Source organism: Kitasatospora albolonga, assembly GCA_002082585.1.
GTDB classification, from domain to species: domain Bacteria; phylum Actinomycetota; class Actinomycetes; order Streptomycetales; family Streptomycetaceae; genus Streptomyces; species Streptomyces stephensoniae.
Genome location: CP020563.1, coordinates 6,021,906 through 6,045,430, shown reverse-complemented (window position 1 = coordinate 6,045,430; position 23,525 = coordinate 6,021,906). Strand labels below are relative to the sequence as shown.

Below are 23,525 nucleotides of genomic sequence, written 5' to 3'. Positions count from 1 at the left end.
CACCGCCTGCCCCTCCCTCTTCCCCTCCCCTTCCTCCTCCCTCTTCCTCTTGCCCTTGCCCTTCCCCGGACTTTCTTTCGCCGCCCGTGCCATGGCTCAGTCCTCTCCGGCAGGTCCGGTCGGCTGTTCCCCGACGGCGGGCGGCAGCCGCAGCCCACGGGCCGCGGTCGCCACGAGTGCCAGCAGGGCGAGACCCGCGGCGCAGCAGAGCATGGCCTGCGCCCCGGTCAGCCACTGCGCGAGCAGGCCGCCCCCGGCGGCCCCGGCGGCCTGGGCGCCGCCGCTGAAGAGGTTGGTCGCCGAGCTGAGGCGCCCACGCATGTCGTCGGGCGTCATCAGGATCTGCTGCGTACCGAGAACGGTGTAGGCGGTGGGAGCCATGAACGACATACCCGCGAGCAGCAGCCCCCAGACCATGACCTCCTCGGTGAGTGCCATCAGCGGCACCAGGACCGCGAGAATCCAGATGACGCCGAGGATGGCCCGGCGCGGGCTGACCGCGTGGTAGATCCTCGGCGCGACCAGGGCGCCCAGCAGTCCCCCGACCCCGAACATGGCGGCCATGACGCCGATCTGTCCGGGCGCCGCGCCACCGCGTTCGGCGGCCACGACGGTGACCAGGAAGAGCACCTGGAAAAGGAAGTTGAGGACCAGCAGGACCAGGGTGGAGGTGCGCAGGAACCTCTGCTTCCAGAGGAAGCCGAAGCCGGCGGCGATATCCCGGTGGATCAGCGACATCGGCCTGCGGCTGCGCTCCCGCGCGGGCAGGTCGACGAACCAGATGGAAACCATCGCGATCAGGTGGGCGAGGGCGTCGGCCAGGAAGGGCACGGCTCTGCCGATGCCGAAGAGGAAGCCGCCGCCCGAGGTGCCGACCAGCTGTCCCACATGCATCCGCGCGGTGTTCACCGAGAGCGCCGTCGGCAGCTGGCTCCTGGTGACCACCATGGGCAGCGAGGCGTGCTCGGCCGGGTCGAAGAGGCTGGAGGCGCCGCCCGCGACCGCGGCGGTCAGCAGCATCAGCCACACCGCCGGGTAACCGGCCGCGACGGCCGCCGTCAGGCAGCCCAGGGCCGCCATCCGGGCGAAGAGACAGCTCAGCATGATCTTCTTGCGGTCCCAGCGGTCGACCAGTGCCCCCGCCGGCAGTCCGACCGCCACTTGGGCCAGGGCGTTCACCGCCCCGACAGCACCGGCGACGCCGGGGGAACCGGTGGCCGCGAGGGCCAGCAGCGGAAAGGCGATGTTGGAGAGGTTCAGGCCGACCTCGGACGAGGTGGTACCGATCCACAGCAGGTGGTAGGCGCGGTTGCGCCGCAGCGGCAGCTCCGGCCCGGCCTCCTTGCCGACGGGCTCCGGAGCGGAGAGTGCCCGGGCGGCGGGCTCTCCCGTGCCCTCCTGGCGTACGTCCGTCATCGCGTGGCCTCCGCGCACTCGGCGGCGATCTCCCGCAGGGCCTCTTCGAAGTCCCGCGCGAGACGGGCGATTGTCCGCGGTTCGTGGACGGCTGATGAGTAGTACCAGGTGAAGGCGAGCCGGCCGTCCTTGATGCCGCCGACGATCTCCAGCAGGTGGCTGGTGCGGTCGTCCGGGCTCAGGTCCTCGCCCAGGGCTCCGTGGAGTGCGTGGTAGAGGCCGTCGTCGGAGCGGCTCCGGGTCCGGTGCCGGCCGAGGAAGTTGAAAACCACCTCGGGGTCCGGTCCGCCCGGTCCGGCGCCGGGGAGACCCTCGCGCAGATGGCGCAGCGGCCCGTACCCCATGCCCTTGCCGGGGACGGCCCTGAGCTGTCTGCGTACGGCGCGGATCAGCTCGCGCCACCCGGCGCCCTCCGGAGCGTCCAGGCGGACCGGGTGCACCGAAGTGAACCAGCCCACGGTGCGGGAGAGGTCGACGCCGTCGAGCAGCCGCTCGCGGCCGTGGCCCTCCAGGTCGACGGCGACGGCACCGTGTCCGGTCCAGCGGGCCAGCGTCCGGGCCAGGGCACTGAGCACCACCTCCTCGACCCGGGTGCGGTAGACGGTCGGGGCATGGTCCGTCAGCAGCACGGACTCCTCGGGGCCGAGCAGGATCTCGGCCTGCCGGCCGTCGGCCGCCTTCGGGGTGCCCGCGAAGTCCCTGGGCAGCGGCAGGTCGGTGTCCACGGCCCGCCAGTAGGAGAGCTCGTGGTCCAGGCCGCCCTGGCGCGTGTGGGCGCTCAGCCGGGTCGACCACTCCTGGAAGGTGGTGCCGCGGGGCCCCAGATCCACCGGGGCTCCGGCGACCGCCTGGGTGTAGGCCACTTCCAGGTCGTCCAGCAGGATGTTCCAGGAGACGGTGTCCACGACGAGATGATGGGCCGTGAGGAAGACCCGTCCGCGCCGCTCCTCGCCCAGGTCGAACAGGACCGCCGCGAGCAGGGGGCCTTCGGCGAGCGAGAAGCCCGCCTGGGCCCGGGTGGCCTCCCGCTCCATCAGGCCGTCGAGGGCGTCCTCGGCTGTGCCGGTGGCGTCCACCACCCGCAACAGGCCGGCGCTGCCCGGGGTGTGGGGCGGGTTCTGCTGGTCCCAGCGGTCGCCGTCGCGGGTGAAGCGCATGCGGAGCGCGTCATGGTGCTCGATCAGCGCCTCCAGGGCGGTGCGCAGGGCCTGTTCGTCGGCCCGTCCCCGCAGCTCCACCAGCATCGACTGATTGAAGTGGTGGGGCACGTCGTGGGTGGCGAAGAACCAGCGCTGCACCGGGGTCAGCGGCACCGGCCCGACGGCGGGCGGGCGGGCGTCGCCCGCCGTGTCGCCGACGAACTCGCCGACCGCGGCCAGCTCCGCGATCGTCTGGTGCAGGAAGATGTCCTGGGTGTCCAGCCGCAGCCCGGCCCGGCGGGCACGGGCCATCACCTGGATGCTCAGGATGGAGTCGCCGCCGAGGTCGAAGAACCGGTCCTCGACGCCGACCCGCTCCAGGCCGAGGGTCTCGGCCCACACCCGCTCCAGGATCTTCTCCTGGGGGGTCCGGGGCGCGGTGTACGCGCGGCCCTCCCGGGGCTCGGCGGGCCGGGGCAGCAGCCGCCGGTCCACCTTGCCGTTGGTGCCCAGGGGCAGGGCGTCGAGGACCTGGACGGCGGCCGGGACCATGTACCCGGGCAGGGTCAGGGCGATGGCCGCCTTCAGCCCGTCGGGGTCGATGTCGGCGGTGCGTACGCCCGGCTCCGGGGCCACATAGGCCGCCAGCACCTCCCGGCCGCCGACCGGCTTCCACACGGTGACCGCCGCGTCCGCGACCCCCGGCCGGCGCATCAGCGCCGCCTCGATGTCGCCGGGCTCCACCCGGTGGCCGCGCACCTTGACCTGGCTGTCGGCACGGCTGACGAACTCCAGGTTCCCGTCGGCCCGTTGCCGTACCAGGTCGCCGGTACGGTACATCCGGCCGCCTGCGGAGCCGTAGGGGTTGGCGACGAAGCGCTCGGCGGTCAGCCCCGGCTGTCCGGCGTACCCGCGGGCAAGCCCCGGGCCGTCGATGTAGAGCTCGCCGGGTACGCCGGTGGGCACCGGCCGCAGGAAGCGGTCCAGAACATAGAGCCCCACCCCGGGAAGCCGGGTGCCGACGGGCACGGTCATCGCGGTGTCGTCGAGGCCGTCCGGTCCGGCGGGGCTCCACAGGGTCGAGACGAGCGTGCCCTCGCTGGGTCCGTAGACGTTGAAGAAGCCACGCCCGCCGGACCAGGCCCGGACCAGCCCCGGCGGGCAGACGTCACCGGCTGCCGCGATGGTCACCGGCCGGCCTTCCAGCCGCTCCGGTTCCATGGCGGCGAGCAGGGCCGGGGGCAGGACCGCCACGGTCGCACCGGTCCTGATGATCTCGCCCACGGGGTCGGGGGCGGGGCGGGGGCTGGTCAGGCAGAGCGTCGCGCCCGCGGTGAGCGTGCAGAACAGATCGCACACCCCGCCGTCGAAGCTCGCCGGAGCGTACTGCAGGACCCGGCTGCCCGGCCCGATGCCCCAGGCGCGCCGCAGCACGCGTGCCGCGCGGCCGATCGCTCCGTGCGTGATCATCACGGCCTTGGGGCGGCCGGTGGACCCGGAGGTGTGGACCACGTAGGCGATCTGGTCCAGCGTCTGCCGGTACGGGGCGCCCGGCTCGCCCGGCAGTGCCGCCGCAGCGGTGGCGGCGCTGCCGGAGGCGGCCTCGTCGAGGGGCAGCACGGCGAAGTCGCCGTCCGGCAGCCGGTCCTGGAGGTGCGGCTGGGCGAGGACGAGCGGTACGGCGGTTCCGCTGATCATGGCCCCGATCCGGTCGGCGGGGTACTGCGGGTCCAGCGGCACATAGCCGCCGCCCGCCTTCAGCACGGCGAGGGCGCCGACCACCATCTCCACACTGCGGTCGGCGAACACTCCGACCAGCGTGTCGGGTCGTACGCCGTGTGCCACCAGCCGCCGGGCGAGGGCATCGGCACGGGCATCGAGCTCGGCGTAGCCGACCTCCGTGCCGTCGGCGGCGACCACGGCCACCGCACCGGGTGCCTCCTGGGCGCGGCGCTGCATCAGCACATGCGGTGCGATGTCCGCCTCGCCGTCCGCGGGCTCGTCGTGCCAGGGCCGGTCGGCCGGGGCGCGAGGGCTCTCGTCGGGGACGTAGGGCAGCTCGCGCAGCCGTCGGCGGGGCCGGTCGGCGACGGCGCCGAGCAGTGTCACCAGGGCGGCGGCCATCCGCCGCGCGGTACCGGCGTCGAAGAGGCCGGTGCTGTACTGGAGGGCCGCGTCGATGCCGCCTTCCGTCTCCTGGAACTGGAAGGTGAGGTCGAAGGGCGCGCCGGCGGCCGGGAGACCGAACTCCTCGACGGTGCCGGGGCCGAGCGGTGGCAGGGTGCCGGGCGCGTCCTGGAGGACGACCATCGTCCGGAAGAGCGGTGTACGGCTCGGATCACGGTCGAGGCGCAACGCGTCGACGATCCGGTCGAAAGGCACGTCCGCGTGGTCGAAGGCGCTGTTGACGGTCTCGCGCACCTGGCTGAGGAAGCCGCCGAAGTCCGCCTCCCAGTCCACGGCCGAGCGCAGCACCAGGGTGTCGACGAAGAAGCCGACCACTCCGGCCAGTTCGGCGCGGTCCCGCCCGGCGGACACGGTGCCCACCGCGATGTCGTCCTGGCCCGAGTAGTGCGCGAGCAGCACCTGGGTACCGGCCACGAGCGTCATGAACAGGGTGGCGCCATGGTCCCGGCTGATCTCCTTCAGCCGCTCGGCGACCTCCGGCCCCACGGTGAACTCCACCTCCGCGCCCGTGGTCGGCCGCACCGGGGGCAGCGGCCGGTCGGTCGGCAGCTCCAGGGGTTCCAGACCGGCCAGCTGCCGCTGCCAGTAGGCGAGTTGCCGCTCTCCGTCCGCTTCCCAGCGGCGGCGCTGCCAGACCGCGTAGTCCGCGAACTGTACGGGGAGCGCGGGCAGGTCCGCCGGTGTCCCGTCCAGCCGGGCGCGGTAGAGCGCCGCCAGGTCGTGCAGCATGATGCCGGCCGACCGGCCGTCGGTGACGATGTGGTGCAGGCACAGGGTCAGTACGTGCGCGTCGTCCGCGAGCCGGATCAGCCGCGCCCGCAGCAGCGGCCCCCATTCCAGGTCGAACCGGTGCGAGCCGTCCTCGGCTGCCAGGGCGTGCAGCCGCTGCTCGCGAACATCGTCCGGCAGCTCCGACAGATCGGTACGTATCAGGGGGAAGGGCGCTCCCGGGGGCCGGACGAGCTGCCGGGGCGAACCCTGTTCGGCCCGGAAGACGGTGCGCAGCGCCTCGTGCCGGTCGACCAGGCCGGCCAGGGCCGCCTCCAGGGCGTCGCCGTCCACCGGGCCGGTGATCCGCAGGCCCAGCGGGGAGTTGTACTCGGCGCCCGCCGGGCCGACCTGGTTCAGGAACCAGAGCCGCTGCTGACCGAAGGAGAGCGGCGGCGCCCCGTCCCGGCCGGCCGGGACGACACCGTCCCCGGGCGGGCCGCCCGCCGTGGCCCCGGCGACCCGTGCGGCCAGGGACCGCACGGTGGGCGCGGTGAACAGGACCCGTGGGGAGAGGTCGGTGCCGACGGCGGCGCGCAGACGGCCGATGACCCGGATGCTGAGCAGGGAATCACCGCCGAGCTCGAAGAAGTTGTCCTCGGCCCCGACCAGCGGCACGCCCAGGACCTGCGACCAGATGCCGGCCAGCAGCCGTTCGAGGTGTCCCAGGGGGGCGACGTACTCCTTCTCGGGGCGCTGGTCGGCGGGCGGTTCCGGCAGCGAGCGGCGGTCGGCCTTGCCGCCGAGGAGGCGGGGTATCCGCTCCAGGACGACGAAGGCGGAGGGCACCATCGCGGGGGCCAGTACGGCGGCGAGCCCGGCCCGGACCGCGGAGAGGTCCACGGTGGCGCCCTCGGCCGCGGGGACGACGTAGCCGATCAGGCGGTCGCGGCCCCGGTCGCGGCGGGCGACCACGACGGCCTCGCCGATCTCCTTCAGTGCGGTGAGGGCGCTTTCGACCTCGCCGGGTTCGATCCGGAAGCCGCGGATCTTGACCTGGTGGTCGGCCCGGCCGATGAACTCCAGGCTGCCGTCGGCGCGGCGGCGGGCCAGATCGCCGGGCCGGTAGAGCCTCCCGCCGGGGGTGAAGGGGTCGGGGACGAAGTGCCGGCCGGTCAGTTCGGGGCGGTTCCGGTAGCCCGCGCTGACGCCGTCGCCGCCGATGTGGATATGGCCGGGGACGCCGACGGGCACCAGGGCGCCCCGGTCGTCCAGGAGGTGCACGGTGGTGTTGCCCAGGGGCCGTCCGATCGGCACGTAGGTGGTGTACTGCTCCAGCAGCTCGGAGGAGAGGACCAGCACGGTGGAGTCGACGGTGGCCTCGGTGGCTCCGTAGGCGTTGACCACCATGGTCGACGGATGGACGCGGGCGAGGAGTTCCCGGCAGTCCTCCACGTGCCATGCCTCGGAGCCGACCGACATCAGGTCCAGTGGCGGCAGCCGCCGGCCGTCGGCCTCCACCTCCTCGACCAGGGTCTTGGCCAGCGAGGGCGCCAGCTCGATGGCGGTGCCACCGGTACGGTCGATGAGGTCGAGCAGCCGCCTGGGGTCGGTGACCAGCTCGGTGGGAACGACCACGATGGAGCCGCCGAAGAAGACCGACCGCAGCAGGTCCGCGAAGAAGAGGTCGACGGACAGGCTGGTGACCGACATGAAGCGGAGCTTCTTGGCGGTGAGGTCGTAGAGCTCGTCCCAGGCCGCCGCGATGTGCACCAGGTTGCGGTGGGTGACCACGACGCCCTTGGGCCGTCCGGTGGACCCCGAGGTGTACACGACGTAGACCGGGTCGTCGGCCTCGGCCCCGACCGGTGGTGCGGTGGGCGGGACCTCGGGAGAGGGGCTCAGGGCGGTCTCGAGGATCAGGGTCTCGGCCTCGGCCTCCGGCAGCCGTCCGGCGAGGGACTCCTGGGTGAGCACGGCTGCCGGTGCGGCGTCCTCGAGCATGAACTCCAGCTGCTCCCGGGGGTATTCGGGGTCCAGCGGCACATAGGCGGCGCCCGTCCTGAGTACGGCGAGGACAGCGGTCACGAGATCGGTGCCGCGTTCCAGGTGCAGCCCGACCAGTCGGCCGCGGCCGGCGCCTGCGGCGCGCAGCCGGTGGGCGAGCAGGCCGGCCCGCTCGTCCAGGGCGCGGAAGGTCAGCGACTCGCCGCCGTGGGCGTCCAGGACCGCGATCCCGTCGGGGGCCCGGCGGACCTGCGTGTCGAACAGCTCCTGCACAAGGCTCTCGGTGCGGCGCGGCATGGCGGTGTCGTTCCACGCGCCGAGCAGGGCGCGCCGCTCGTCCGCCGGTACCCAGGGCAGAGCGCCGAGGCCGATCCCGGGGTCGTCCGCCACGCCGTCGAGGAGCGCGGTCAGCCGCGCGGCGAGACGGCCGACGGTGGCGGCGTCGAACAGCTGCGGGTCGTAGAGGAGTTCGCAGCGCAGTGTGGTGTCGTAGTGACTGCTCAGGGTGAGCGGCAGGGTGCTGACATCGGTCGCGCGCAGCACGCTCACCCCCACCCCGTCGCGGCCGGCGGCGCTGTTGTCGATGGGGTAGTTCTCGAAGACGACCATGCTGTCGAAGAGCCGGTCGCCCGGGGCCAGGTCCGCGCAGCGCTGGATGTCGTTCAGCGCGAGATGGTCGTGCGCGGCGGTCTCGGCCCGGACCGCCTGGAGTTCGCGCAGCCAGACGGCGAACTGCTTGTCGGTATCGGTCAGTTGTGCCCGCACCGGGACGGTGTTGACGAACATGCCGATGCTGCTCTCGATGCCCGGCACCTCGGGGGTGCGGCCGGAGACGGCGACGCCGAAGACCACGTCGTCATCGCCACTGTGCCGGGACAGCAGGACCGCCCAGGCGCCCTGCACCAGGGTGCTGAGGGTGACGCGGTTCTCCCGGCACCAGTCGGCGAGCCGTCGCCCGGTCTCCGGGGCGAGCGCGAAGTGCCGCGATCCGGTGGCCCGCGACCGGTGCGACTCCGCGGGCTGCCGGTCCACCGGGAGGGAGTTGGGCGCGGTGAATCCGCCCAGGAGTTCCCGCCAGTGGGTGAGCGCGGCCGTGTGTTCCTGGCCCGAGAGCCACTCCACATAGTCGCGGAACGGCAGTCGGCTCGGCAGCACAGGTGTGCGGCCCGCGGTGGCCGCCGCGTAGCACTCCAGGACGTCGTCGAAGACCCGTACGGTGCTCCAGCCGTCCAGCAGCAGATGGCTGAAGGTCCACAGCAGATACACGGCGTCGTCCGCGGTGCGGAGCAAGGTCACCCGGGTGAGCGGGCCCTCTCGCAGATCGATGCCGAGCGCGCGGTCCGCCGCCAGCAGCTCGTCGAGTTCCGCCTCGTGCTGCTCAGCGGTCAGCCCGCGCCGGTCCAGCAGTGTGACGGGCAGCTCCAGGTCGTTCCGGATCAGCTGTACGGGGTCGGGCAGCCCTTCCCAGTGGACGGTGGACCGCAGCGTCGCGGTGCGCCCGAAGACTTCGCGCCAGGCGGCGGCCAGCGCGTCCGGTTCGCGTACGCCGTCCAGTCGCAGGGCCAGCTGGTCCACATAGGCGGTGCTGTCGGCGTCCACGAGGGTGTGGAAGAGCATGCCGCTCTGGAGGGGTGTCAGCGGCAGGACGTCGGCGACGCCCCGGCCGTTGCCCGCCAGGCGGTCCACGGCGGGCTGGTCCAGCCGGACCAGCGGGTAGTCGGAAGGGGTGCGCCCTCCCGCCGACGGTGCGGCGCAGTGTCCGACGATCTCCCGCAGGGCGCTCATCATGCCCTGCCCGAGGCGCTCCACGGTCTCCCGGTCGTGCAGCGCCCGGGAGTAGTGCCAGGACAGGGTGAGTACGCCGTCCTGGACGGCTCCCACCACGTCGATCGCGTGCTCCCGCGGATGGCTGTCGTCGAGCTGCCGGCCCGGATCGCCCAGGTGGGCGAGGTAGAGCGAGCCGCGTGTGAAGGTGTTGTCCAGCTGCCCGTGGTAGTTGAAGCCGACCGGCGGCTTCCACGGCTCCGGCAGGGTGCTCGGCCGGGTGAGCGCGGCGAGTGCGCCGTACCCCACTCCTCGGCCGGGTACGGCGCGCAGCTGTTCCTTGACGGCCTTCAGCCGGTCGCCCCAGTCCCCCGTGTCCGGCAGGTCGAGCGCCACGGGGTGGGCGGCGGTGAACCAGCCGACGGTGCGGGAGAGGTCCACCCCGTCGAGGATCTCCTCGCGGCCGTGCCCCTCCAGTCCTATGACGACCCGGTTCCGGCCGGTCCACCGGGCGAGGACGTCGCCCAGTGCGGTCAGCAGCAGATCGTCGATCCGGGTCAGATAGGCGGCGGGCACCTGGCGCAGCAGGGCCTCGGACTCCTCGCGGGTGAGCGAGAAGTCCACCCGCTCGACGGACCCGGCGGTGTTGTCGCCGTCGTGGTCGAGGGGGATGCGGCAGGGTTCCCCCTCGGTGACCGCGGTCCAGTGAGGGAGTTCACCGTCCAGGGCGCCGCCCCGCACATGGTCGGCGAGCCGGCTCGCCCACTCGGCGAACGGAGTGGTGGCCGGGTCCAGGGCGATCGGCCGGCCCGCCGCGCGCTGTTCGTACGCCTGTGTGAGGTCGTCCAGCAGGATGCGCCAGGAGACGCCGTCCACCACCAGGTGGTGGGCCGTCAGCAGCAGCCGGGACGGCAGGCCCGGGCCGCCGGTGACCAGGACCGCCCGCAGCAGGGGCCCGGTGTACGGTTCGAGTTCGGCCCGGGCGGCAGCGGCGGCCTTCCGCACCGCGGACTCGTACGCGTCCGGTCCGAGGGCGGACAGGTCGTGGTGGCTGAAGATTTCGGCGGCCTCCCGCTCCACCGGCTCCTGGACCCAGTCGCCGTCCCGCCGGGAGAAGCGGGTGCGCAGTGCGGGGTGGTGGGCGACCAGCGCCGCGACCGCCTCCCGCAGTGCTCCGGTGTCCGTGCCCCCGGCCAGCTCCAGCAGCAGCGACATGGAGTAGCGGGGGATCTCGTCGCGGCCGGCCAGCAGACCGAGCTGGATCGGGCCGAGCGGAGCCGGGCCTCCCCGCCAGGCCGTGACGCCCGCGTTCCCGGCCTGCTCCGGGGTGAGGCCGAGGGCGATCCTGGCGATGGTCTGCTTGACCAGGATGTCCTTGGATCTCAGGCGCAGCCCGGCCGCCCGGGCGCGGGAGACGGCCTGGATGCTGAGGATCGAGTCGCCGCCGAGGGCGAAGAAGTTGTCCTCGGTACCGACGCGGTCCACGCCCAGCAGCTCGGACCAGATCCCGGCCAGCGTGCGCTCCACCGGGGTGCTGGGCGGGACATGGCCGGCCGGAGGCTCCTCGTCGGCGGAGGCCGGGAGAGCGCGCCGGTCGATTTTACCGCCGGGGGTGCGCGGCAGCGCGTCCACGGACCGGAACCCGGTGGGGATCATGGGGGCGGGCAGCAGCCCGGTCAGATGCTCACGGAGCCGTGCCGCATGGACGGTGGCTCCTTCGGTGAGGACCACGAAGGCGACGAGACGGTACCCGCCCGATCCGTTCTCGCGGACCGCCACGGCGCAGTCCGCCACCTCCGGGTGGCTGCCGAGGGCCGCCTCGACCTCGCCCGGTTCGATCCGGACACCGTTGATCTTGACCTGGTCGTCGCCGCGGCCCAGGTACTCCAGCTGCCCGTCCCCGGTGCGCCGGACCAGATCACCGGTGCGGTACATCCGGTCGCCCGGAGCGCCGAACGGGTCGGCGACGAACCGTTCGGCGGTGAGTCCGGGCCGGTGCAGATAGCCGCGTGCCACCGGCAGCCCCGCCAGGTACAGCTCACCTCGTACGCCGTCGGGGACGGGGCGCAGATAGGGGTCGAGCACATGGGCGCGGGTGTGGCGGACGGGTCGGCCGAGCAGGGGGCGCGAGGGATCGTCGAGCCGGGCGGTGACGGTGTCGACGGTGCACTCCGCGGGTCCGTAGAAGTTGTACGCGGTCAGGCCGGGGGTGGTGGCCAGTTCGCGCCAGAGCTCTTCGCCGACGGGTTCGCCGCCGAGTGCCAGGGTGCCGGGCCGGTGCCCGTCCGGGGCCAGCAGCCCCGCCGCCAGCAACGGTCTGGCGAGGGACGGGGTGAGCTCGAAGAAGTCGATACGCCGCTCACGGCTGTAGGCCACCAGGTCATCGGCGTCGAGCCGGACAGCGGCGGGGATCAGGTGCAGGGTGTGCCCGTCGGCGACGGCGAGCAGCGAGTCCCAGGAGGCGTCGAAGGTGGGGACCGTGGTGAGCGCCACCCTCAGCTTGCGGCCGAGCAGCCGCTCGGCGGGCCCGTACAGTTCGGCGCGGTGCCGGGCGAACAGGTTGGCCAGGCTGCGGTGTTCGACCAGGACGCCCTTGGGGCGCCCCGTGGAGCCGGAGGTGTGGATGACGTACGCCGCGTCCTCGGGGGACACCCGGGGCGCGGGCCCGGGTGTGCCCCGGCCCACGGGGGTGCCGGGCGGGTCGAGGGTCAGGCGCGGCAGCGCGTCGGGGACCGCCCTGCCGGGGTCGCCGGTGGTGAGCACCAGCGCGGGGGCCACCTCGCGCAGCGTCTCGGAGATCCGCTCGGCGGGTTCCTCGGTGTTCAGCGGCACATAGACCCCGCCGGCCTTGAGGACGGCCCAGAGCGCGACGACGAAGTCCGCGTCGCGGTCCAGTACCAGCGCCACGGTGCGCTCGGGCCCGATGCCCAGCCCGGTCAGCCGGTGGGCGAGCAGACCGGCCCGGCGGTCCAGCTCGGCGAAGGTGAGTTCGGTGTCCCCGTGCACCACGGCGACGGCGTCCGGGGTGCGGGCCGCCTGTGCCTCGAATGCCTCGACGACGGTCCGCGGGCCCTCCTCCCCGGTGCGGTCGGGGTCCTTTTCGGCACGCGGCCCGGCGGGCATGCCCGGGGGCCGGAGCGGCAGGCTGCGGAGCGGCGCGGCGGGGCTCGCGGTGACGGTGTCGAACACGTTCACGAGCTGGTCCGCCAGCGCCCGGACACTCGCCTCGTCGAAGAGCTCGGTGCTGTAGGCGATGCCCGCGTCCAGCCCGTCGGCCACCTCCCGGAACTCCAGACTCAGGTCCAGGCCGGTCTCCCGGAGCGGGAGTTCCAGGGTCTCCACGGTGAGGCCGGGCAGCCGGGGAGGGTCGCCCAGGGTGTTCTGCAGCACCAGCATGGCCTGGAACAGCGGGGTGCGGCTGGGATCACGGACCGGTTCCAGCACCTCGACCAGTTGCTCGAAGGGCACCTCGTCGTGCTCGAAGCCGTCCAGGACGTGTTCGCGCACCTGGGCCAGGAGCGCGGTGAACGGTTCGCTCTCGTCCACCTCGGTGCGCAGCACGAGCGTGTTGACGTAGAAGCCGACCGCGCGCTCGACCTCGGGCAGACCCCGGCCCGAGGTCACGGTGCCCACCGTGATGTCCCGCTGACCCGAGACGCGGGCGGCCAGCAGCTGGAAGGACGCCATCAGCACGGTGAACAGGGTGGTGCCCTGCTCCTGTGCCAGCTGTCCGAGCCGGTCGGTCAGTTCCTTCGGTACGGGGAACCGGTGGACGGCTCCCGCCGTGCCGCGCACCGCGGGGCGCGGCCGGTCCGTGGGCAGGTCCAGCGGCTGGACACCGGCCAGCCGCTTCCTCCAGTAGGCGAAGCCCGGCTCCAGCTCCTTCCCGGTCAGCCGTTCGCGCTGCCGGTGGGCGAAGTCGGCGTACTGCACCTCGACCGGGGGCAGTCCGGGATCGCGCCCCTCCGTCAACGCCGTGTAGGCGGTGCTGAGTTCGTCGAAGAGGACTGCGGAGGACCAGCCGTCCATGACGCTGTGGTGCGCGGTGAGCAGCAGGACATGGTCCAGGGCGGACGCGCTGAGAAGGGTGGCGCGCAGCAGCGGTCCCCGGGTGAGGTCGAACGGCCGGGCGAGTTCCGCGCGTATCGCGCTGTCCATCCCGGCGGCCGGGAGATCACCGGTCAGGGTGAGGACCCCCGGCACCGGTTCGTGCACCACCTGCCGCAGCCCGTCGTCATCGGCGGCGTACGTGGTCCGCAGCACCTCGTGGCGCGCCACGAGCAGGTCCACGGCGCGCGCCAGGGCCTCGGTGTCCGGCTCACCGGACAGGCGCAGCCCGAAGGCGCTGGTGTACTCGCTGCCGTCGGGGTTCAGACCGTTCAGGAAGAACAGGCGCTGCTGGCCCGGGGAGAGCGGCAGCCGGGCCGGGCGCGGCCCGGTGCCGACCGCCTCGGACCGGTCCCCGGCACCGGCACCGCCTGCCAGCCGGCGCAGCAGCTCCTCCCGCAGATGCGCCGGGAGGGCGTCCATGCCGCCGCTGAGGGATACGTCGTTGTCCATGCTCATGCTCCTCGTGCCTCGTTCCCGCCGTATCCGCTCTCCGCCGCCTGCCGCATCAGATCGCGCAGAACCTTCTCCTCCACCACCGCGGCCAGATCGGCGATGGTCCCGGCGCCCAGCGCCTCACGCGGGGTGAGCCGCACGCGGAAGGCCGTACGGACCTGTGCCATCACCGCGAGGCTGCGGATCGAATCGCCGCCGAGCGTCACGAAGTCGTCGGTGGCGCCGACCTTCTCCACGCCCAGCACCTCGCTCCAGATCCCGGCGAGCGCCTGCTCGGTGGGGGTGCGGGGCGCCACGTACCCGGAGGTGCCGGGCGCTGGGGCCGGTACCTCCCGCAGCGCCTTGCGGTCGACCTTCCCGTTGGGGGTGAGCGGCAGCGCGGCCGTGCGCACCACGCGCGCGGGCACCATGTGCTCGGGCAGCAGCCCGGACAGGAAGGTGCGGATCTGGGCCTCCTCGGGGGCCGCCCCGTCGACGGGCACGACGTGCGCCACCAGGCTCCCCCCGACCAGCACCACCGCGGCGGCGGTGAGGTCCGGGTGCCGTATCACCGCGCTCTCCACGTCGCCGAGTTCGACCCGGAAGCCACGCACCTTGACCTGGTCGTCGGTGCGGCCGATGTATTCGAGTGCGCCGTCGGTGCGGCGGCGGACCAGGTCTCCGGTGCGGTACAGCCTGCTGCCCGGAGCTCCGAAGGGGCTGGCGACGAAGCGCTCGGCGGTCCTGCCGGGGCTGCGCCGGTAGCCACGGGCGAGCCCCCTGCCGCCGAGGTACAGCTCGCCCGCGGCGCCGACGGGCACCGGCTGGAGCAGTTCGTCCAGCACGTAGACCTGGGTGTTGCGGATGGGGAACCCGATGGGCACGGGGCCGGGCCGCAGCGGCTCGCCCGGTTCGACCCGGTGGATCACACAGCCGACGGTGGCCTCGGTGGGCCCGTACTCGTTGATCACCGCGCTGCCCGGGTGCCGGGCGCGCCAGCCGTCCAGCGCCTCGCTCGGCAGCTGTTCACCGCCCACCACCAGGTCGGCGGAGCCGTCGGACGCGTCCGGGAGCTGGTCGAGGAGGGCGAGGTGGGCCGGGGTCGCCTTGACGAAGGTCGGCAGGTCTCCGGTGGCGGCCAGCCGTTCCAGCTCCTCGTGCTCCAGACCTGCCACGACGACCTCCCCGCCCAGGGTCAGCGGCGTCCACAGCGCGGTCACCGTGAGGTCGAAGGCGAGCGAGGAGTGCAGCAGCGACGCCCCCCGCAGCCCGGTGTAGCTCTCGGCGGAGTGGTCCACGTAGTGCGCGAGGGCCCCGTGCTCGATGACGACGCCCTTGGGCAGTCCGGTGGAACCCGAGGTGTAGAGCACATAGGCGGCCTGCCCGGGTTCCGGGAGCACCGTCGGGCCGTCGGCCGGCCGCTCACCGGCCGCGCCGGTCCCCTGCTCCAGCACCTCGAGGCGGCAGCCGGCCGGAACCAGGGGGCGCAGCAGCTCCGCGCTGCCGGGGTCTGCCAGGGCGAGGACCGCACCGGACTCGGTGAGCAGGGTGGCGAGCCGGTGCGCGGGGTGCGCCAGATCGAGCGGGGTGTAGGCGGCCCCGGCCTTCCATACGGCGAGCAGCGCGACCAGGAGGTCGGCGGACGGACTCATGCCCACCGCCACCACGTCCTCGCTCCCGACCCCGGCGGCCACCAGCCGGGCGGCCAGGGCATCGGACCGGGCGGCCAGTTCGGCGTAGCGGAGACGGTGGCCGCCGTCCCGTACGGCGACGGCCTCGGGGGTGCGCCGGGCCTGGCGGGCGATGCGCTGCACCACGGTGGCGGTGTCCGTCTCCCGCCCGGTGTCGTTGCTGGTGACGAGGAGTTCGTGCCGTTCCGCGGCGCTGAGCCAGGGCAGCCGGGCCAGGCGGGGGCCCTGGCCCTGACCGGGCCCGGTGTCCTCCTCCGCGTCCACGAACCCTTCGAGGAGTACGCCGAGCCGGTGCGAGAGACCGGCCACCGTCTCCTCGTCGAACAGCTCCGGGTCGTAGGCGAAGGAGAACGCCATACGCTCCTGCGGGTACACGCCCACCACCAGCGGGTAGTTCGTCGTCTCGGCATCGCCGGTCAGCTCGCCCATGCGGAGTCCGGAACCGGCGAGCGCCGCCTCGTCGACGGGGTAGTTCTCGAAGACCAGCACGCTGTCGAAGAGCCGGGCGGGCGACTCGATCTCGCCGCAGGACTGGATCGTCGGCAGGGAGAGGTGCCCGAACTCGCGGGAACGGGACTGCAAGCGCTGGATCTCCTGGAGCCAGCCGCCCAGCCTTCCGGTGCCGTCCGTGGACACCCGTACCGGCAGGGTGTTGATGAACAGACCGATCATGTCCTGCGCACCGTCCAGTTCCGCGGGGCGGCCGGACACGGTCGAGCCGAAGCAGACGTCCGGCTGTCCCGACAGCCGGGCCAGCAGCAGCGACCAGGCACCCTGGACCACGGTGTTGGCCGTGACCTGCCATGTCCGGGCCAGGGCGTAGACCCGCCGCGAGAGTTCGGCGGGGAGCTCGGTCCGCAGCCGCGCGGTGGAGCGCGGCTGGTGGGCCGCCCCGGGCCTGCGGTCGTAGGGCAGTGCGGTGGGTGTGGTCAGACCGGCCAGCGCCTCGGTGAAATGACGCCGCGCCGCCGAGTCGTCCTGGGCGCTCAGCCACCGTACGTAGTCGCTGAAGGGCGGCCGGGGGGTCCCCGGGGCGTCGGAGCCTGCCGCCGGGTCGAGCAGCGCGGCGTACGTGGTGAACAGGTCGGCCAGTACCTGGTAGAGGCTCCAGCCGTCCAGCAGCGCGTGGTGGAAGGTCCACATCAGCCGGAGGGTGCGGCCGTCGGTGCGGGCCGCCGTGAGCCGGGTCAGGGGCCCGGCGGCCAGGTCGAAGCCCCGCTCGCGTTCGGTGGCGAAGAGGTCCCGCAGCGCCCGGCTCCGCTCCTGCTCCGGCAGTCCGGTCCAGTCGAGCTCGCGCAGCGGCGCGGTCATATGGCGCAGCACCCGCTGCACCGGCTCGCCCGCGCCCTCCTCCACGAAGGTGGTACGCAGCACCGGCGTCCGGTCCACCACCAGCTGCCAGGCCCGGGCCAGCAGTTCGGTCCGCTCCACCCCGTCGAGCCGGAAGGATATCTGGGCGACGTAGGCACCCCGCTGCCCCGCTTCGAGGCTGTGGAACAGCATCCCGGCCTGCATCGGAGTGAGCGGGTACAGGTCCTCGACCGTCCGCCCGTCGCCCGCGAGCAGGTCGACGGATGCCTGGTCGAGGCCGAGCAGCGGAAAGTCGGAGGGGGTGCGGCCGCCGGCGCCCGGCTCGTCCCGGTGCGCCGCGATGGCTCGCACTGCCCCGGTCATCCGGTCGGCGAGGGCCCGTACGGTCTCCTCCCGGTGGATCTGGTCGGAGAACTGCCACAGCAGTTCCAGCGATCCGTCGCGGACGCTGCCGATGACATCGATCAGATGCGGGCGCTCGTGCTCCGGGTCCTGGCGGAGCCACAGCTCGGGGTGGGCGCCGGGCGCGAAGAGACCGCCACCGGGCAGGGCCTCGGTACGGCCCAGGTAGTTGAAGCTGATCTCGGGCGTACGGTGGCGCTCCGCGCGGTGGTCGGCGGCCTCGCGCAGCGCGCCGTAGCCGAGTCCGGCCCCGGGGACGGCCCGTAGCTGCTCCTTCATGGACTTGATCGCGGTGGGCCAGCCCAGCGCGGGCGGGGCGGGCCGCAGGGCGACGGGGTAGAGGCTGGTGAACCAGCCGACGGTGCGGGACAGTCCGGCGGCGGTGTGCTCCTCCTCGCGCCCGTGCCCCTCCAGATCCACCAGGAAGCGGTCCCGGCCCGTCCAGTCGGCGAGCGCGGCACCCAGCGCGGCCAGCAGGACGTCGTCGGCCCCGGCCCGGTACAGCGCCGGTACCTCACGCAGCAGGGCCTCGCTCTCCGCCCGGCCGAGGCGGACGGTGAGGGTGCGCAGCGAACCGGCCGTGTTACGGCCCTGGAAGTCGCGCGGCAGCCCCGGCGCGTCCCCGGCCAGAAGTTCCTCCCAGTGACCGCGCTCGGCCTCGAAGGCTCCCGCGCGGGTCCGCGCCGCGAGGTCCGTCGCCCAGGAGCGGAAGGAGGTCGTCTTGTGGCCGAGGGCCACCTGCTCCCCGGCCACGGCCTGCCCGTACGCGGTGGCCAGGTCCTCCAGCAGAATCCGCCAGGAGACCCCGTCGACCACCAGGTGGTGGGCGGCCAGGACCAGGTGCGGGCGGCGGGCGGCACCGAGCCGGAACAGCACGCCCGTCAGCAGCGGCCCGGTGGCCAGGTCGAACGCGGCCTCAGCGGTGGCCACCTCCGCGATCCGCGCGTTCTGCTGGTCCGCGGGGAGTCGGGAGAGATCCTCGTGGCGCAGCAGGCTCCCCTGTTCCTCGGGGGCGTTGTGGGCGAAGCGGCCGTCCGCCTCCGTGAACCGCAGGCGCAGTGCGTCGTGGTGCGTGGTCAGGGACCGCAGCGCGGTCTCCAGCGCGTCCCCGTCCACCGCCGCGTCGAGCTCGGCCCGTACGGTCTGGTCGAAGTGCTCCACCCGGCCGGTCGCGGTGCCGAAGAACCAGCGCTGGATCGGGGACAGCGGTACGTCGCCCTCGACGGCCGACTGCTCCGCGTCCCGCCCGGTGTCCCGCACCCAGCTGCCCGCCGCCGCCAGCGCCGCGACGGTCTGGTGGCGCAGCACGTCGCCGGAGCGCAGGGCGAAGCCCTCCGCCCGGGCCCGCGCCGCCACCCGCATGGTCAGGATGGAGTCGCCGCCGAGCTCGAAGAAGTTGTCCTCGACGCCGACGCGCTCCACGTCCAGCAGCCGGCACCAGAGGTCGGCGAGCAGCCGCTCGCGGTCGTCGCGCGGGGCCACATAGGGCCGGGCCGGGCGGCCGGCGTCGGCCGCCGGTACGGGCAGCGCCCCCCGGTCCAGCTTTCCCGCGGCGGTCAGCGGCAGCGCGTCCAGCGTCACGAAGGCCGCGGGCACCATGTACGAAGGCAGCGACTCGCCGAGCAGCAGGCGCAGTTCCGGGGCGTCCGGGGCGGTGCCCGGTGTCTTCGGCACCACGTGGGCCACCAGACGGCGGTCCGTCCCGGCCGCCGTGGCGGTGACGGCGGCATCGGCGATCCCGGGGTGGCGCAGCAGCGCCCGGACGATCTCTCCCGGCTCGATACGGAAACCTCGGATCTTGACCTGGTCGTCCGCCCGGCCGAGGAACTCCAGCTCCCCCGTGGGCAGCCGACGGGCCAGATCGCCGGTCCGGTAGAGCCGTTCGTCCGGGCCGAAGGCCGCGGGGGCGAACCGTTCGGCGGTGAGTCCGGGCTGGTGGAGGTAGCCGGTCGCCAGGCCGTCGCCGCCGATGTACAGCTCCCCCGGTATGCCGTCGGGCACCGGACGGCCTTCGGTGTCCAGGACGTACACGCGGGTGTTGGCGATCGGCCGCCCGATCGGTACGGACGCCCGCTCCAGGTCCGCCGGACGCACCCGGTGGCTGGTGGCGAACACCATGCTCTCCACCGGCCCGTAGCCGTTGACCAGGCACAGCCCCGGGACCCGCCGCAGTACGCGCGCGGCGTGCTCGACGGAGACCGCCTCGCCGCCCGTCATCACCTGGCGCAGCCGGTCGAAGACGCCGGGGTACTCCTCGGCCATGACGTTGAACAGGCTCGAGGACAGCCACAGGGTGGTGACCGCGTGCCGCTCGACCAGCTCGGCGATGGCCTCGGGCTCCGGTACGGGCCCCGGCTGGAGCACACAGCGGGCCCCGTGCAGCAGCGCCCCGAACAGCTCCAGCAGGAACGCGTCCCAGGAGACGGGGGCGGACTGGAGGATCACCTCGTCGGGTCCGAAGCGTACGAACTCGGTGCCGACGAAGGTGCGCACGAGCGCCCGGTGGGGGGCGACCACTCCCTTGGGGCGGCCTGTCGAGCCCGAGGTGAACATCACGGTCGCCGGGTCGGTGGCCGTGGCGGCGGCCCCCGGACTGCCGGTCGGCTGCCGGTCGGTCGCCCCGTCGGCGCCGAGCGGGAGCAGGGTGCACGGCCGGTCGGCGGGCCAGGCCCGCCGCAGGGTCTCGCCGAGATGGTCCTGGACGAGGGCGACGGGGGTGTCCAGGTCCTGGAGCATGGCATGCAGGCGCTCCCGGGGCAGCCCCATGTCGAGGAGCGCGTAGGCGCCGCCCGCCTTGAGGACCGCGAGGAGCCCGGTGACCAGATCGGGGCCGCGTTCCGCGCAGACGGGGACGAGCGAGCCCCGGCCGATGCCCTCCTCGGCGAGCCGGTGTGCCAGTTGGTTGGCACGGGCGTCGAGCGCGCCGTAGGTGAGCGTGTCGTCCTGGAAGACCAGTGCCACCTGGTCCGGGCGGGCTGCGGCGACCTCCTCGAACAGCTCGTGCACACACCGGTCGCGCGGGTAGTCCACGGCGGTGTCGTTCCACCGGCGCGCGGCCGCCTGCTCCTCGGCCGTGCCCGCACCGGCCGGGAGCAGCCGGCCGGCCGGGGTGGCGGGGGCGGCGACGGCGGCGCGCAGCAGGGCGGTCAGATGGTCGGCGAGCCTCTCGACGGTCGCGGCGTCGAAGAGCGCGGTGCTGTACTCGATGTCGGCGGCCAGCTTCTGCCCGTGGTCCCAGAACTCGAAGAGCAGGTCGAACCGGGCTGTGGAGCGGGGGAGTTCGGCCTCCGCCACCTCCAGTCCGGCGCGGCGGTGCGGGGTCAGCAGCGGCTCCTGGTAGGAGACGACCGTCTGGACCAGCGGCATCCGGCCGGGCTCCCGCCGCACGTGCAGCGCGTCGACCAGCCGGTCGAAGGGCACGGCGGCATGCTCCAGGGCCTCCAGGGTGGTGTCCCGTACGGCGTCCAGGAAGTCGGCGAAGGGGCGCCGCGCGTCCAGGCGGTTGCGCAGCGGTACGAGGTTGACGAAGAACCCCGGGGTGCGCTCCCAGTCGCCGTCGCCCCGCCCCGAGGCGGCGGTGCCCAGAGCGAAGTCGTCCTGTCCGGAGTGCTGGGCGAGGACCGTGTGCACCCCGGCGAGCAGGGTGGTGAACAGCGTCGCCCGGCGCTCCCGCGAGAGCGCGCGCAGGCCGGTCACGACGTCGGCGGGGAGCGTGAAACGGTGCAGCGCTCCGCCGGGCCGGACGGCGGCCGAGCGGGGGCGGTCGGTGGGAAGGTCGAGCGTGGGCAGCTCCGCCAGGGCGCGGCGCCAGTAGGCGAGGTCCTCGTCCCAGGCCCCGGTCCGGGCGTGCTCGCGCTGGATGCGCGCGTACCGCTGGTACGGGGCGGGGGCCGGGTCGGGGCGGGTGAACTCCTCGCCCGCCGCGGCACTCTCGTACAGGCCGAGCAGTTCGCCGGTCAGCAGTCTGGCCGACCAGCCGTCGGTGACGATGTGGTGCTGGTTGAGGACCAGCAGGTGGTGGTCCCCGGGCAGACGGAGCAGCAGGGTGCGCAGCAGCGGTCCTTCGACGAGGTCGAAGGACCGGGCGGTCTCCTCGGCGACCAGCCGCTCACGCTCCTGTGCCGCCCGGTCGGCGGGCAGGTCCCGGAGATCGGCGACGGCGAGGACCGGGTCGGTGGGGGGATGGACGAGCTGCGTGCCCTGCGCCCCGTGCGGGTGCCGGCCGTCCAGGTCCTCCCGGGCGCGGAAGGTGGTGCGCAGGACCGGGTGGCGTGCCGTCAGTTCGCGCAGCGCGGACCGCAGGGCGGGCTCGTCCAGGGCGCCCCGCAGTTCGATCCCCACCGCGGCCCCGTAGCCGACCTGTTCCGGGGCGGTGTCGTGCAGGAACCACAGGCCCTCCTGTGCGAAGGACATGGGCGCGGCGTCGTGGTCGTCCGCTACGGGCGCGGGCCCGGGCCCGGCCGCGGCACCGGTGTCGCGCGCGTTCCTGGCCAGGTCCGCCAGGCCCCTGGGGGTGGTGGCCGTGAAGAGGTCCCGTGGGCTCAGCCGGACGCCGAGCTCCGCCCGCAGCCGGGCCAGGACCCGGACCGCGAGGAGCGAGTCGCCCCCCAGGTCGAGGAAGTCGTCGTCCATGCCGGGGACATCGGTGCCGAGGACCTCCGCCCAGAGGGCGGCGACGGTCTCCTCGGTCCGGTCGGCGGCGGGCACATGGGCGCCTGCGGCGGCCCGCCAGTCCGGTGCGGGCAGCCGTCCCCGGTCCACCTTGCCGGTCGGCCCCAGCGGGAAGCGGCTCACCGGTACCACGGCCGAGGGCAGCATGAACCCGGGCAGGGTGGCGCCGAGATGGGCGGCGAGTGCCGCGCGGTCCGGTGCCGGGCGCCCGGCCTCGGCCCGTACGTACACCACGAGCCGCCGGTGGCCCCGGTCGTCGTCGCGCGCCCCGGCGGCGGCCTCGGCGACGTCCGGGTGGGTGAGGGCCGCCGCCTCCACCTCGCCGAGCTCGACCCTGAATCCCCGGATCTTGACCTGGTCGTCGGAGCGCCCCCGGTAGCGCAGGGTCCCGTCCCCGGAGCGCTCGACCATGTCACCGGTGCGGTAGAGGCGGCTGCCGGGCGGGCCGAACGGGTCGGCGACGAACCGCTCGGCGGTCAGGGCGGGCCGGTGCAGATAGCCGATGGCCAGGCTTTCGCCCGCCACGTACAGCTCGCCCGGGACCCCGTCGGACACCGGCCGGAGCCGGTCGTCGAGTACATGGACCCGGGTGCCCACCACGGCGCCGCCGATGTCGGGGGTCGTGCCGTCCCCGGGCAGGGGGGCGCTCATGGTCGCGCACACGGTGGTCTCGGTCGGCCCGTAGCCGTTGACCATGAGCCGGTCGGTGGCCCAGCGTGCGGCCACCCGTGCCGAACATGCCTCCCCCGCCGTGACGAGGGTGACGCCCGGCGGGACGGCCTTGTCGGGGAGGGTGGCCAGGACGGCGGGCGGCAGGGTCACATGGGTGATGCGCTCCTCGGTGAGCAGCTTCGCGAAGGCCGGTCCCACTTCCAGCCGGTCCTGGGCGGCGAGCACCAGGGTGCCGCCGGTGAGCAGGGCCATGGACAGTTCGAAGACGGAGGCGTCGAAGCTGGGGCTGGCGAACTGCAGCACCCGGGACCCCGGGCCCGCGCCGAGCCGGCTGACGTGCTGCTCGGCCAGGAAGGCCAGGCCGTTGTGGGGGACGACCACGCCCTTGGGGCGTCCGGAGGAGCCGGAGGTGTAGATGACGTAGGCCGCGTCGCCCGGCTGCCCGGCCGGGACCCGCCCGGCGGCGACGGGGTCCTCGCCGGGCCGGTCGGCCGCCAGGGCGGTGACCCCGTCCGGGCCGACGGTGAGGACGGTGGCCGGGTCCGGGGTGCCCCGCGGTGCGGCGTCCGCCGTCACCACGGTCTGCGGCCGGGCGTCGCCGAGCACGTACGCCACGCGTTCGGCCGGGTAGGCGGGGTCCACCGGCAGGAAGGCCGCACCGGCCTTGACGGCGGCCAGGGCCGACAGGACGAAGTCGGTGCCGCGCTGGAGGTGCAGGGCGACCAGGTCCCCGGGACCGGTGCCGCGGTCGATCAGCAGATGGGCCAACCGGTTGGTCCGCAGGTCCAGTTCGGCATAGGAAAGGGTCTCGGCGCCGCAGACGAGTGCCGGAGCTTCGGGGTCTCGCGCCACCTGTCGGCGCAGCAGACGAGGCAGCGTGTCGGCGATCCTGGCGAGGGTATCGCCCGCCATCTGCTTCTCAGGCCCTTCGGCGGTGCCGCGCTGGTGCCGTTCGGTCGAGGAAGCCGCCTCGTGCGACATGGAGTGACCTGCCCTTTCGGTTGCTGAGGCCCGT

At 73.9% G+C, this 23,525-nt stretch carries 3 protein-coding genes; all 3 read right to left on the bottom strand.

The genetic code is table 11. The annotated features are described in order from the left end of the window. Window positions 1–96 precede the first annotated feature (96 nt). The 3 genes from B7C62_26770 to B7C62_26760 are packed head-to-tail and all read right to left on the bottom strand — an operon-like array spanning window position 97 to window position 23,491. Window positions 97–1,434 carry a hypothetical protein gene (locus B7C62_26770; protein ID ARF75455.1) on the bottom strand — a complete coding sequence of 446 codons (1,338 nt, stop codon included), beginning with the start codon at window positions 1,432–1,434 and terminating at the stop codon, window positions 97–99. After that, the gene (locus B7C62_26765) at window positions 1,413–13,787 is read right to left on the bottom strand and encodes a hypothetical protein (protein ARF75454.1); all 12,375 of its coding nucleotides are present in this window, start codon (window positions 13,785–13,787) and stop codon (window positions 1,413–1,415) included. Before B7C62_26765 ends, B7C62_26770 begins: the two co-directional genes overlap by 22 nt. Next, on the bottom strand, window positions 13,784–23,491 hold the full coding sequence (locus tag B7C62_26760; protein ID ARF75453.1) for a hypothetical protein: 9,708 nt from the start codon (window positions 23,489–23,491) through the stop codon (window positions 13,784–13,786). The genes B7C62_26765 and B7C62_26760 overlap by 4 nt, the downstream gene beginning before the upstream one ends. Between the last annotated feature and the right edge of the window lie 34 nt (window positions 23,492–23,525).